The 13451-nt window shown below is 61.7% G+C and carries 11 protein-coding genes; all 11 read left to right on the top strand.

What is annotated here, in order from left to right; genetic code table 11:
- Positions 1–801: 801 nt before the first annotated feature.
- The 11 genes from ENJ19_08840 (at position 802) to ENJ19_08790 (ending at position 13245) form a co-directional block, all read left to right on the top strand.
- On the top strand, positions 802–1227 hold the full coding sequence (locus ENJ19_08840; GenBank protein HHM05837.1) for a hypothetical protein: 426 nt from the start codon (positions 802–804) through the stop codon (positions 1225–1227).
- Between the two features lie 27 nt (positions 1228–1254).
- Positions 1255–1938, top strand: coding sequence for a cytochrome c, class I (locus ENJ19_08835; GenBank protein ID HHM05836.1), 684 nt, complete (start codon positions 1255–1257; stop codon positions 1936–1938).
- Positions 1939–2077: 139 nt separating this feature from the next.
- Complete coding sequence (locus ENJ19_08830; GenBank protein HHM05835.1) at positions 2078–3724, top strand: hypothetical protein; 1647 nt, start codon at positions 2078–2080, stop codon at positions 3722–3724.
- 154 nt (positions 3725–3878) lie between these two features.
- The gene (locus ENJ19_08825; protein ID HHM05834.1) at positions 3879–4502 is read left to right on the top strand and encodes a hypothetical protein; all 624 of its coding nucleotides are present in this window, start codon (positions 3879–3881) and stop codon (positions 4500–4502) included.
- A 77-nt stretch (positions 4503–4579) separates the two neighbouring features.
- A complete protein-coding gene (locus ENJ19_08820) occupies positions 4580–5473 on the top strand; it encodes a hypothetical protein (GenBank protein HHM05833.1) in 894 nt (297 codons plus the stop codon).
- Between the two features lie 126 nt (positions 5474–5599).
- Positions 5600–6553 (top strand): 6-bladed beta-propeller, encoded by a 954-nt coding sequence (locus tag ENJ19_08815; protein ID HHM05832.1) that lies wholly within the window; start codon positions 5600–5602, stop codon positions 6551–6553.
- Entirely contained in the window at positions 6550–9255 is a 2706-nt protein-coding gene (locus tag ENJ19_08810) for a hypothetical protein (GenBank protein HHM05831.1), read from the top strand. Before ENJ19_08815 ends, ENJ19_08810 begins: the two co-directional genes overlap by 4 nt.
- Entirely contained in the window at positions 9252–10280 is a 1029-nt protein-coding gene (locus ENJ19_08805; protein HHM05830.1) for a hypothetical protein, read from the top strand. The genes ENJ19_08810 and ENJ19_08805 overlap by 4 nt, the downstream gene beginning before the upstream one ends.
- Complete coding sequence (locus tag ENJ19_08800) at positions 10277–11137, top strand: hypothetical protein (GenBank protein HHM05829.1); 861 nt, start codon at positions 10277–10279, stop codon at positions 11135–11137. Before ENJ19_08805 ends, ENJ19_08800 begins: the two co-directional genes overlap by 4 nt.
- Positions 11134–11838: a tetratricopeptide repeat protein gene (locus ENJ19_08795; GenBank protein ID HHM05828.1), complete on the top strand. Its 705-nt coding sequence runs from the start codon at positions 11134–11136 to the stop codon at positions 11836–11838. The genes ENJ19_08800 and ENJ19_08795 overlap by 4 nt, the downstream gene beginning before the upstream one ends.
- Positions 11839–12435: 597 nt before the next feature.
- Complete coding sequence (locus ENJ19_08790) at positions 12436–13245, top strand: c-type cytochrome (GenBank protein HHM05827.1); 810 nt, start codon at positions 12436–12438, stop codon at positions 13243–13245.
- The last annotated feature ends 206 nt before the right edge of the window (positions 13246–13451 follow it).

The raw sequence follows: 13451 nt of genomic DNA, 5'->3' as shown, positions 1-13451 counted from the left end.
CCCCCCGCCAGCGTCTGGGCAGCCTGTATCAGTCTGATCTGGCGGATATCAAAAATTTCACTTATCGGTGGTACGCCACGGCGGGTCTGGAAAATGCCACCAACCCGGATGACAGCGAGCAACGTTTTGATGCCTCTTTGGGGCACGACGCCCAGCGCCGGTGGATGCTGGGTGATACCTCCTCCATCACCCTGAGCCTGAGCCAGGTGTTTTTCGAAAACATCCAGACGGAACAGGATGCCCTGCACCGCTTGAATCACAGCATCAGCCTGGGCTGGAACCAGGCGGGCGGGAAGGGCACCACCTTTGCCCGCCTGACCGTGTCCGATTCGCGCAGCTTCGGTGAGTTGGACGATGAACAGCAATTGCTTAATTTCCAGATTTCACGCACACAGAATTTCAGTCGCCTGAGTGACCTGTCCGGCCACTTGACGGTGCAGACCGTGCGCCGCGAAATCACCGGTGGATCGAACAACGACACCGTCACCAGTGCGACCGGCCAGCTGGCCTATCAGCACCGCCGTGCCTTCGGTCTGCCGCGCCTGGCGTTCCGCTCAGACCTCAGGGTGTCGCAGGCATCCACTGATGAAGGACGTGACCGCAACGAATGGGAAAACCGCCTGGACTACGCCATCGGCCTGGTGAACACCAGTTTGAGCCTGCGGCTTATGGATGATGGCGACGCGAGGTCCAGTCTCTTATACTTCCGGCTAACGCGCCGTTTTTGAGGGGTGAGCGCAGGCTCACGGCAAGGGGAAGCGCAATTATAATGGTAAATTTGAACTGAGGAGACCGTACGACATGTTTGAACACAGACTTAACTGGCGAGTCGCGCTGATGGGGCTCGTGGCGGGTGTGGCCGTCCTGGCGGTCGCGCCGCCGGCCAAGGCCGAGTATGCCGACGTTATTATCAATAACTACGCCGACGCGGCGGGCATGCGCCCGGTGGTGTTTCCCCATTGGTTTCACCGGATTCGTTTCCGCTGCAAAGTGTGCCACGCTGATCTTGGCTTCAAGTTCAAGGCCGGGGGCAACAAAATCACCATGGCGAAGATCATCGACGGCAAGTTCTGCGGCGCCTGTCACAACGGCGAAATTTCCTGGTCGGTGGAGAACTGCGCCATGTGCCACTCCGGCATACCCGGCACGCCCACCCATATTCACGGCAGCACCGTGCAGACCCTGGTGGCGCCGCCCTACAAACCTCTGGAAAAGCCCAAGAATTAACCTGAGACAGCTTTAAGGAATACGATTATGAGTCAGTCAGTGAAAACACATTTCCTTGCCGGCGTCTTGGTGGCGTTCGCCGGTTTGTCCGCGGCGAGTGCGCAGGCGGCGGATGGTGGCCTGCTTGCCGCGGCTCCGGGCGCCCATGTGCTGGTGCTGGCCGAAGTGTCTGCCGCCAATACCTTCAACCGGAACCTGCGCAAAGAAAAAGACCCCAATGCGCCGCCGCCGGAAGACGGTTATCACGATCCTGAAAATGAAGCCACCCACGTATTGCAGCCACCGAAAGAAGCCTATGTCGGCCTGCCCACCACCGAGTTCGGCAACCACGTGGACTGGGTGAAGGCGCTCGACCAGGGCAAGCTGGCCCCCCGCTGGGACCGCTTCGACCCCAGTGAGGAACCCTTTGTCATGGATTTGGACATCGTGCGTCCGGTAAAAGCCTCGGTGCCCGATGTGGTCTTCCCTCACCGCCAGCACACGCTGTGGCTGCATTGCTCCAATTGCCACCCGGCAATCTTCATCCCGCAAAAGCGCGCCAACCAAATCAATATGTCCGCGATTCTGCTGGGGCAAAAGTGCGGCGTGTGCCATGGCAAGGTCTCGTTCCCGATCATGACGAAGACGTGCAAGAAATGTCATTCGAAACCCAAGCCGGCTGACTGGACGCCGCCCTTGAGTGAGGCCACGCTCAAGAATCCCTGGCGGTAACCGATAGTCTGAGCGCCGTCACGCCGTGACGGCGCTGTCGGCTCGCGGCGCCCGGGGGACTCCCCGCTTCTTGCGCCAGGCCCAAAACAAAAACAAGGACGAGCGAGCGGCGGCCAAGCAACCAGCCGGCGTGAATATCATGAAGAGACTGTATCGGGTTTTGCTTGTTTCCTGGATGGCGGTATTGCTGGGTGCCTGCGCGGCATCCGGTCCCCCTTCGGAACCGCTGTCGGTGGAAGGTGCGGGCGCTGCGCCTGCGGCAGGTGGTGCCGAGTCTGCGGCGCAGCCGCCGGCGGCTGCGCCGGCACCGGCAGCGGATCAAGCGCCGCCTGTGGCTGAGACGATTCCCCTTGGGGAAGACGGCGGCGGGGAGGCGGCCCGGGAGCCGGATACCGCCCAGCCTGAGTCGGTGGCTGGGGGGGCGGCTCCCGCGGCGCCCGTGGCCATCACGCAAGAGGCGGCGGCGCCCGTGGAACCCGTGGAAAAGGCGTCTCTTGCGCCGCTTCCTGCGGCGGCCGGGGTGAGGCCTACGCCGGTCCCCGGTGCCGCGGCAGCGCCCCGCCGGCCCCGCACGGTGGTGGCTGACACCACCCCCCGCACGTTTACCGTGAAAGCGGGCCGGAAAGACGCATCCCATCCCTTTTACCAGCGGGGCAGTGAGCTGGGTTTTATCGTGGACGGTGCCCAGGGCAAGGAGTTGGTGCTCACCCGTGGCGTGAGTTATGCCTTTAACGTCGATACGGGGGTGCAGCACGATTTCTATTTTTCCACTGCGCCCGTCGGCCGCGGCGCGGGAACGGTGACCCAGGGCGTGGAAGGGCAGTTCACCTACCAGGGCGAGGTGGACTTCACCCCGGGCGATGAGACGCCGGCGACGGTGTATTACGCCTGTCGCAATCACAAATACATGGGTGGAAAAATACATGTGGTGAATGCCGGTGAAAAAGTCACCGTGGACAAGCCGCTTGCCGCCCCGGTGTCCGCCCGGGGCAGGAAAACAGTGTCTGCCGCCAGTGTCAGGCAGAAGCTCAACTATGCTGCCATGCTGCTGGCGCCGGGTTCCGCCACTGCTGCCCGCATTGCGGACAGCGGGAATGCCGCTGCCCTGGCGCAGCTGGATCAGTCAAAGGAGCGCTACTCAGCCGCCAAAACCGCCCTGGGGGCGGGCAACAACGCTGCCGCCCTGGCGGCCGCGGACGCGTCTATCCGGGCTTTCAACGCCGCGGCGCGCATGGTGCCGGACCAGTCTGCGGTGATCGATCACGAGCAGCGCTACGAACAATTGCTTGCCGAGGTGTCGGGCTTTTATTCTTCTTACGAAAAGAACATTGAGCGTGGCCTGAAGCCCAAGGAAGGCAAGGCCCTGGATACCGCGCTCTATCACCGGCTGGTCAGGGAAGGCAAAAATTTCGCCGCGCAAAATGAGTATGGTGCGGCGGTCTCGCGGCTCAGTGATGCCAGTGACTTGCTGACTGCGGCGCTGGGATCCTTGCTGGATTCCCAGACCGTGGTCTATGACAAAAATTTTGCCAACGCAGCAGAAGAGTACGAGTACGAACTGGCACGCTACGGCAGCTACAGGGACTTGATTCCCGTCGCCAAAGAGCAGCTCAAACCGTCACCCGGCGTTGTGGGCCTGATGGACAGGTACGTGGCCCGTGCCCGGGAAATTCGGGCCGAGGGTGTGGCCCTGGCGGAAAAGGGTGACCACAAGAGCGCCATCATGGCCTTGCAGGCGGCTACCAAAAAACTGCGTCTGGCCTTGCGTCTGGTGGGCGTGCAGTAGCTGCCGTTCTTGCCCGCCGGCGGCGGGAGCGGTGCCACAGAAGCGGTGCGGCGCTTCCGGCGGCAAACAATATCAGCCTGATCCGCTCAGGCTTCTATGAGAACAAAAAAAAAGACGCTATAGTAGCGGGGCTCGCGCGCGTGCAGCGCAGCGGGTGGATGAGGGGAAACTAATGATTGCGCGTAGTCAACGATGTTGGGGGATGGGGGCGATCGTCCAAGGCGCCATCTTGGGGGCGTTCTTGTTTCTGGTTCCGGTGGCATCCCAGGCGGCAGGGGAAAACGGGCCGGTATGGACCAAGGGCCTGCACTTCCAGACGGAAGGCGAGGTGGTTCCCATAGCCGAGGACGGCATACACGACCCTGCCAACTCGGCGGTCAAAGTCCTGCAAGAGCCCATTGAATCGATGAAGGATTTCCCCCGGGACAAGCGCGGCATCATCGACTGGGTGAAAACCCTGCAGGAAGGCTATATTGAGCCGCGGCAAAGCCTGACCGGCGAAAAAACCATGTACGCCGCCGATTTCGATATCATCTTCAAAAACACCGGCTCTATGCCCTTTGTGCGTTTCCCCCACCTGCCTCATACCCAGTGGCTGACTTGCGCCAATTGCCATCCGGCGATCTTCCTGCCGCAAAAGGGTTCGAATCCGATCACCATGTCCGCCATCATTCAAGGGAAGTATTGCGGCGTTTGCCACGGTAAGGTCGCCTTTCCGCCAACCATGAATTGTGGAAGATGTCACTCCGTAGCACGCGACGCACCGGGTATACGCTGATCCTCGCGGTGCTTGCCGCGCTCTGTCTGGGCGCGTGCGGCACCAGCGGGGCCGGTGGGCCTGCCCCGGCGGCGGATATGGCCGCGGCCGCCCCCGCGCCGGCGGGTCGGTGGCTGGAATTTGTTGAAAGCATTGATGGCGGTCTTGAGGGGAACGCCTGGACAGGCCGCGCCGACACCCGCTTCCGCCGCCCGGTGGCTGTCGCCGCCCGTGATTCCGTTTTGTACGTGGTGGACGAGGGTCAGGAGCTGCTTTACGCCTACGACCGTTTTTCCGGCCGCCTCTCCGTGGTGCGCGATCTGCGCGGCCTGGTGGCGGGAGAAGTCCGGGATATCTATGTGACGGGTGACCGTTCCATCTATCTGGCGGACAGTTTCGGTGCCCGGGTGGTGCGCCTGAACGCCTCGGGCGAGGTGGTGCGGATCTATCAGGACCAACTGAACCTTCGCCGGCCTGTGGCGGTGGCGGTGGATGAGCGCACCGGCGATGTTTATGTGGCCGACGGCGTGATGGATTATGTGCTGGTGTTCAACGATGCGGGCCGCCTGTGGCGCAGCCTGGGCGAGCGCGGCGAAGGTGAGGGCAGGTTTCTCAATATCACCAGCGTGGCACTGGGGCCGGAGGGGGTTTACGTGACCGCGCGGCTGGCGTTGCGGGGCCAGGTGCTCGATGGCAGCGGTGCCTTCAAGTATGCGCTGGAGAAAAACACCGTGGTGTTCCCTAAGTCCGTCGCGGTGGATGTGGATGGACGGGCGTACATCAGCGATTTTTTTGACAACTCCATCAGCATCTTTCGCCAGGGGCGCCTGCTGGCCAAGCTGGGGGGGACGGGCGTGGGCCCCGGCCGTTTCAAAGGCATTGCCGATGTGTCCCTGGAGGCGGGCTTTTTGTATGTGGCGGACAGTTTGAACGGCCGCATTCAAGTCTTTCGTATTCTCACGCGAGGTCGCGTCGAGCCCGCTGCGCATTGATACGGGGTGGTCGTGCTTCGCCTCCTTGCCCGCGCAGTTCTGATTTTCTTTGCCTTCACTCTGACTGCCTGTTCCCCGCACACCGCGGCGCTGCGCTACCAGGGCGCTGAGGCGGGCGCGGAGGTGGTGTGGCCGGCGCCGCCGGAGGTTCCGCGTTTCCGCTATGTGGGGGAACTGACCGGCGAGGACAACTTCGTCTCCACCCGCACCGGGCTGCGCCGGGCCGGCGCCGGCCTGGTCAACTGGCTGGTGGGTTTGAGCTCGGCCAAACATGTCCCGACGGTGTTGCAGCGGCCGCAGTCGGGCGTCGCCGGTGACAAGGGTCGTATATATGTCACCGATGTCAGCCGCCAGGCCGTGTACGTGTTCGATGAAGGCGCCGGCCGCCTGGAGGTGTGGGACTCCGCCGCCGAAAACACCCGTTTCGTTGCCCCCATTGGAGTGGCCCTGGATGGGGCCGGCGGCATCCTGGTGGCCGATGCCGAGCTGGGCTTTGTGGCGCGCCTGGATGCCAGGGGCAAACCGGTGTCGAAGCTGGGCGAGGGGGAATTGCTGCGTCCCACCGGTCTGGCCCGTGATGCCGGGCAGGGTCGTATCTACGTGGCCGACACCCGCGCCCATCAGATCAAGATCTTTTCCGATGACGGCAGGCTGCTGAAAGCCTTTGGCCGCCACGGCGAAGGGGCGGGAGAGTTCAACGCGCCCACCTTCATCAGTTACGCGAATGACCGCCTCTACGTTACCGACACGCTGAATTCACGGGTCCAGGTGTTTACCGCGGAGGGGGAGTTCATCCGCACCTTCGGCAGGCGGTCCTTGTTCGTGGGTGACATGCCGCGCCCCAAAGGGGTGGCGGTGGACAAAGACGGCAGAATCTATGTGGTAGAATCCTATTATGACTATTTGTTAGTATTCAACGCCGACGGCGAGTTGTTGCTGCCCATAGGGGGAACCGGCAGCGGCATCGGCCAGTTCTATCTGCCCGCAGGGGTGTGGACTGATCAGCACGATCGCGTGTTTATCGCCGACAGTTTTAACGGCCGTATAGTCGTTCTTCAGTTCCTACGAGGGGGAGCATGAGCGGGACGCTGAGAATCGGGAGCGGCTGGGCCTTGGCCGCAGCATTCCTGGTTACATCATTTTCCACCTACGCGGAGCGGCTCTCCGATATCCGTAATACCAAGCACAATTTCTCTGCGACGGTGGTGCCCATTTTGCCCGAGGGGGCGCAGCGCAACGCGGCGGCCTCCAGCGAGTCGCAGATTTGCGCTTTCTGCCACACGCCCCACGGCGCCACCAAGGCGCCGAAAGCGCCGCTGTGGAACCGCAGCCTTTCCGCCGCCACGTATACGCCCTACACCTCCGGTTCCCTGGATGCCGTTGATCTGGATCAGCCCCGGGCCAAGTCCAAGCTCTGCCTGTCCTGCCACGACGGAACCCTGGCCCTGGGGCAGGTGAACGTGCTCAACCGGGTGGAGAACACCAAGGTGGATTTCACCGGGCCGGGCATCGGGCCGGGTGACACCATCCCGGAGGGGCACGGCGCGCTGTCTGGCTTTACCCGGCGCCTGGGGGTGGATCTCACCAACGATCATCCCATTTCATTCACCTTCGACAGCGCCCAGGCGCTGCGTGACGGTGAGCTGTACGATCCCACTGCGGTGCCCCAGGTGGGCGAGCGCATCCGGGGCGAGCGTCCCAACCCGACGCTGCCATTGGAAGAGAACCGGGTGGAGTGCATCACCTGCCATGATCCCCATATTCGCGACACCTCGGGCGACAACGTCAAGTTTCTGCGGGTCAACCGCTTCCAGAAGGGGGATCCTGTCGACAAGAAGTTCGACAAGGACAACGATATTATCTGCCTGGCCTGTCATGACAAAGCCGGGTGGGTGGGTTCCGCCCACGCCAACTTGAGTGTGGCCACTTATCAATACGAAGATGCCGCGGCGGAGCTGCGCGAGTTTCCCAAGGGTATTCAGGTGTGGCAGGCGGCCTGCCTGAACTGTCACGATCCCCACACCGTGCAGGGCTCCCGCCGTCTGTTGCGGGAGGGGACCGACGGCCCGGTTTCCGTCGCGGCCAACGGGGCGCGCTTCAAACAGGGTGGCGAGTCGGCCATCGAGGAAGTGTGCTATGCCTGCCATTCGGCGGACGGCAATACCCTGCGCAATCAGGCCATGCGTCCCGGCTTTGGCGTGCCGGATGTCAAGACCGACTTCACCACCATGGCCCGCCACATGCCGATCACCAGCGACGATCAGCAGCCGGCCAGCAGCCGCGAATGGGGCCGGGAGGTGCATAACATCGGGGCGGGAAGCGGTAACCGGCCGAATCCCACCGAAGGCAAGGATTTCGTCGAGGATCCCCAGAATCTGGCGGCGCGTCACGTGGAATGCACCGACTGCCACAATCCGCATCGCGTTATCCGTAACCGCCAGTTCAATGATGACACCACAGTGCCGGCCACGGAAGGCACGCACAACCATACCGAAGCGCAGATACTGGCGGCGGGTCATTCGCATCACACCAACCTGGCTTCAGGCGTGCTGCGGGGTATATCCGGTGTTGACCCCAGGGTTGAAGGGGGCGGCGGCGGATGGGCTTCCACCGAGTTTGGCTCGAACCCCGTGAGTTTTATGGTGAAACGGGGTGATCCGGGCGTGGGTGGCAGCACGGATGTGTCGGCGGGCTACGTCACCCGAGAGTATCAGGTGTGCTTCAAGTGCCATTCCAACTACGCTTACGGCGACAACCCGCCGATGCTGGGCGATGTGAAAGGCGCCACTCCGCCGGGGACCAATGCCCTGTTCCAATACACCAATCAGGCCATGGAATATCAATCGCCTTCCGACCACAAGGGGGAGGGCACTTCGCCCACGGCCAGCGGTGCGTTCGGCGATGCCACTTCGGTGGGAGTGTCGTGCAGGTATATTGACGACCGAACCAAACAAGAGCTGGACGGCCTTGTTGATGCGGCGGGGAACTGCGTGGATTATGCCCGCAACAATCACCGTGCCTGGCATCCGGTCATCGACGACACGGGCCGCACCACCGTCCAGCGTAATATTTCCAGCCCCAACGTCTGGCGCACGCCCTTCAACATGGCCGTTGGTGTGCAGACCATGTATTGTACCGACTGCCACGGCTCGGATACCGACGTCAACGATGGTGCGGTGCCCCGGGGGGGGGAGCAGGGCAATGTCTGGGGGCCTCACGGTTCCGACAACGACTTCCTGCTGAAAGGGCCGTGGGATGACCAGACGGGGACATTGCAACCCGATGGGCTTTGTTTCCGCTGCCATGACTACAATTATTACGGCAAGCAATATCCCGCCGGGGTGAGTACGGGGGTCACGCTGGAGAGTGGCTTCAAGCGCGATTCCAGCATTCGCACCGGTGGCTCCTGCGCCGGGGGTGCAGTGGCCAATGTCAACCTGCACACGGGCCATGCCATGCAGGGTGTGGTGCAGAATTTCCGCTGCACCTATTGCCATGTGGCTATTCCTCATGGCTGGAAAAACAAGAATTTCCTGGCCAACCTCAACGACGTGGGGCCGGAAGCGGGCCTGCCCAAGGGAACCCAGTTGCGCACCCCCAATCCCCAGCGGGTCTACGAGGGACCGTATTACAACGGCGCGACCCTGAAAGTCGTCAATTTCCAGCGCAGCGGCGAATGGACCCCGGCCAGTTGCGGTTCCGCCGGCCCGCCCGGAAACGGCAAGCGGGGGGTGGAATGGATGAACGGCAGCGGCGGCGAGACCTGTAGCAATATCCCGTGATGGCTGTGCTCCGCCGCGTCGCGTCGCTCAAACTCACCCTGGCGGGTATGGTCCTGCTGGCCGTGGGGGCGGGTTTAAGCTACGGCAACCCGGCGACGATGCCGGTGTGGGTGCTGGTGGTGCCCATGGCGCTGCTGGCGCTGAATCTGCTGGCGGCGATTGTCAGTAACACCCGCATCAACCGCCGTCCCGGTTTGCTGGTGTTCCATCTTGGCCTGCTGGGGGTGGTGGTGCTGGCGGCCGTCGGCCGGCTGACGCACTTCGAGGCGCATGTGGAGCTGTTGCAGGGCACAGCACTTTCCGCTGCCCAGCTCTTCGACCGGCGTGAAGGACCGTTTCACCCGGACGGGTTGAGCGGCGTGGATTTTGTGCAAGGCCCTTTTACCGTCGAATATTTTCCCGGCATTGTGCGGGGTGCGACCCGCAGCACGGTGGTGCTGACCGATGAAAACGGGAACAGGGAGACACGCACTATCGGGGACGATACCCCCCTGGTGCTGGACGGTTATCGCTTCTACACCACCTTCAACAAAGGTTTTGCGCCAGTGCTGACCTGGATTCCCGACCAGGGTGAACAAGTGACCGGAGCGGTACACATGCCATCCTACCCCCTGTTCGACTTCCGCCAGGACAACACCTGGACCCCGCCGGGAGGGCCGCAAGTCAAGCTGTGGCTGAGTCTGGAAACGGGCCTGAAAGAAAAGGAATATTGGGTGTTGGACGGAAGCAAGGCCCATTCTACCCTGGTTCTGAACCTCGGCGACCGGCGCTTTGAGCTGAAGGTGGGGGAATCGCTGCGGCTTCCCGGCGGAGTGGTGCGTTACGAGCGGTTGTCAACGTGGATGGGCTACAAGATATTCTTCGATCCCACTCTTAAATGGATGTTCATCGTGGCCATGGTCGGGGTATGTGGCATGGGGGCTCATTTTTGGCGTTGCTTTGGCGCCCGCTTCGGAGACAATCCCGGTGGCGCGTCGGCGGGTGAGGGGCAATCGGTGCAATCCCTGGAGGGCCGTGCGGCATGACGACTGAATTCGGTGCGGCGACGGAGTTACCCTGGTTGTGGGCCGGGCTGCTGGCATACTGCATCGCCACCTTGCAGGCATTTCGGGGCGTGCTGCGCATGCGTGGTCCCGGCGTGGGTGCCGCACTGACGCGGGGCTACGAATGGCAGGTGCTGGCGTTCATTGTATTGGGCGTGTTGCTGCTGACTGTCGCGCTGGCGGAGCGCTGGATGCGCCTGGGGCACGGGCCTTTCGTCAATCTGTTCGAATTGCTGATGAGTCAGCTGTTCAGCCTGGGCCTGATCTACGCTTACGTGTATTGGCGCCATCCCCCCATGCGTGCCAGTGCCATCATTGCCCTGCCGCTGATGTGGATTCTGGGTGTGTGGGTGCTGCTGCTGGAGCCCGTCGCCGTGCCCTTTCCGCCCACCTATCACAACAGCTGGCTTTGGGCCCACGTGGGCTTCGGCAAAGTGTTCTTGTCATTCTCTCTGGTGGGGACGGGCCTGGCCGGAATCATCCTGCTGCGCGGCTGGCCGCGTGCGGAGCGGGCTTTGCGCCATTTGCCACCTGATGCGCTCATCGAAAACCTGGCTTGGCGGTTTATGTTGCTGGCCTTTATTTTTCACAGCTTTATGCTGATTGCCGGCGCGGTATGGGCGCAGGATGCCTGGGGGCGCTACTGGTCCTGGGACGCCTTGGAAACCTCGTCGTTTCTCACCTGGCTCGCCTTAGGGGGGGCCATCCACGCGCGCCTGGCTTACCGGGTTCCCAGGCGGGCAGGTGCGGTCTTCATCGTGCTGATATTCATCGTCGCATTTCTCACTTACTTTGGTACGCCGTTTTACAGCGAGGCGGCCCACAAGGGGGTGATATGAGGCGGGGTAACCGGGCGGCGGTCAGGCATGCGAGCTCCGCCGTGTCCATTTTTTTGCTGACCGGGATCATCGTCCTGCTGGCCGCCTTGTCGCACAAGATGGGGGGCATGGCGCCCAGCCCGGCTCCAGCGCGGGTTTCCATGGTTGATGAGGGCGGGTTGGCGGTGTTGCAGGAGCCGGCAGCCGGCGGCGAACTCGAGGCGAGATTCCAGCAGGCCGTGGCGATGCTCCACGCCAAGCGCTACGAGTTTGCAGTCACCGCCCTGCACAGAGTGATTGAGCTGGCCCCGCGCATGCCCGAAGCCTATGTGAATATGGGCTATGCCATGGTGGGGCTGAAGCGCTATGCTGCCGCCAGGGATTTTTTCAATGCGGCAACGGAACTCAGGCCCTATCAGGGCAATGCCTACTGGGGTCTGGCTGTCGCCTTGGAAGGACTGGGCGATCTCCCGGGAGCCTTGGGCGCGATGCGTACCTACGTTCACCTTTCGGCGCAGGACGCTGCTGCGGCAGACTATGTGCGCCGGGCAAGGTCAGCCATCTGGGAATGGGAAACGGCCTTGCAACGCGGTCCGCGGCCGCCTGAAGAAGTGGAATGGGTGGCGCAGCGCGGCAGGCAGTGGGATGAGCGCAACAACCCGGACATGGATGCCCCGGCGCCTGTGGATTTGAATCTGGATGTGGCATCCACACCAAAATAGGGCGGCGGTGAATGCCCGAATATATTCCTCAGGATAAGTGTCCGGGAGCGCTCGGCTCAGTGTGGTCCGGCAGCGCCGGATTCCGGGCGATCCCTGGTTTTCTGTTGCAGACGCTTTTGGCAGCTTGCGATTTATTTCCCAGGGGCTTAACATCGACCAACTTAATTTCATTGAATAAACTTCGTTCTTGTGTTAAAAAAATGCTTGTGATAAAAAATGGGAAATATCCCATCGTTTAATTAAAGGGTACGGCGCAGGCGGCTCTGCACAGGTCGCCGGCGTCGATTGGGGGAATCCTAGTCGGGATAGATTAAACCTGATGGAGGTGTGCTGTGTTAGATACTACAGGTGTGGTCACTATTTATACGCTATGGTTCGCTTTGGCCTTTGGCCTCGCGGTTCTGGTTTTGAAAATCAATTCTAAAAACTAGCTTAAGTATGATGAGGCGGCTGCGGCCGCGTTTTTGTGTGATTTGGAATTGGTGGAGCCCGTTCGTAGCGTAAAGTGAGCGGCCGGGAGTTTGGGATGCCGGTGGTAACGGTTGTTAACACCGCGGAGAATACCAACATCTTCTTGAGTGGGAGGGGGTCTGAATAATGCGACACGTGATGGCGATGATTTCAGCTGCGGCTGTCGTGGTTGGTGGGATGGTGGCTTCAAATGGGGCCTATGCATCCGACGCTTACTACGCCAAAGGCGACGGTAACGCCGCCAATGGGGAGAAGATTTTCCGGGAAGGCAAGGGCAGCGTTCCTGCCTGTGCCAGTTGCCACGGTGAGGACGGTAGCGGCAGCGACGATTTGGCGACGCCGCGTCTGGCGGGTCAGTTCTTTTCGTTTTTGGTGAAACAGCTTGAGGACTTTGCGTCCGACAAGCGCAAAGACACCACAATGTTTGTGATGAATGACAACGCCAAGGGCTTGACCACGCAGGACCGCCGTGATGTGGCGACCTACCTGTCTGAGAAGCACATTGATTTCCGTGGTTCTGATCTGGAGGCGCTGAAAGCTGCCGGAACCGACGTGGGTGAAGCCTACAGGGGGCGTGCCATCGTGGAGTATGGCAGCCCGAGACGGGATGACGGTTTCCCCAAGGAGCTGGGAAGCAAAGGTGGTGGCGTGCCGGCGTGTAAATCCTGCCACGGCTATGCCGGGCGGGGGGCGCCAAACATGTACCCCATGATTGGTAGGCAGCGCTATACCTACCTCGTCAACCAACTGAAGAAATGGCGTGATGGGGCCGCTGATCCCAATGGCCAGAATGCGCGTACCAATGATCCCATGGGTCAGATGAGAGCGGTGGCCGCACGCTTGAGCGATGACGACATTCTTAGTGCGGCTGCGTATCTGACCGGTGCCGATCCCTTGACGCCGGGCAACGATCGCGCGCCGTACGATCACCATTAAGTCAAAATACTGTTTTGCAGTGTCCATAGAGGGTGGGCTATGTCCCACCCTCTTTTTTTTCGGTGCGCCAGGCATGGCGCGTAGCGCCGTGACTGGCGCTATTTCCCGAGCTGTGGTGGCGAGGGGATGACTTGGGGGTGCAAGTCCCCTACCGGCCCGGCAAGGGGAACGGTTAGCCGAACGGCAAAGGTGCCCATCGCGAGGTG

Source organism: Gammaproteobacteria bacterium (assembly GCA_011375345.1).
Lineage (GTDB): Bacteria > Pseudomonadota > Gammaproteobacteria > DRLM01 > DRLM01 > DRLM01.
Note: the sequence above shows the minus strand (reverse complement) of the source record. Positions and strands in the feature narration are given on the sequence as shown.

Excerpts from the sequence above, each read along its gene's own strand:
- ENJ19_08840 (HHM05837.1), top strand. The coding sequence starts at position 802 with ATGTTTGAACACAGACTTAACTGGCGAGTCGCGCTGATGGGGCTCGTG.
- ENJ19_08835 (HHM05836.1), top strand. The coding sequence starts at position 1,255 with ATGAGTCAGTCAGTGAAAACACATTTCCTTGCCGGCGTCTTGGTGGCG.
- ENJ19_08830 (HHM05835.1), top strand. The coding sequence starts at position 2,078 with ATGAAGAGACTGTATCGGGTTTTGCTTGTTTCCTGGATGGCGGTATTG.
- ENJ19_08820 (HHM05833.1), top strand. The coding sequence starts at position 4,580 with ATGGCCGCGGCCGCCCCCGCGCCGGCGGGTCGGTGGCTGGAATTTGTT.
- ENJ19_08810 (HHM05831.1), top strand. The coding sequence starts at position 6,550 with ATGAGCGGGACGCTGAGAATCGGGAGCGGCTGGGCCTTGGCCGCAGCA.
- ENJ19_08800 (HHM05829.1), top strand. The coding sequence starts at position 10,277 with ATGACGACTGAATTCGGTGCGGCGACGGAGTTACCCTGGTTGTGGGCC.
- ENJ19_08795 (HHM05828.1), top strand. The coding sequence starts at position 11,134 with ATGAGGCGGGGTAACCGGGCGGCGGTCAGGCATGCGAGCTCCGCCGTG.
- ENJ19_08790 (HHM05827.1), top strand. The coding sequence starts at position 12,436 with ATGCGACACGTGATGGCGATGATTTCAGCTGCGGCTGTCGTGGTTGGT.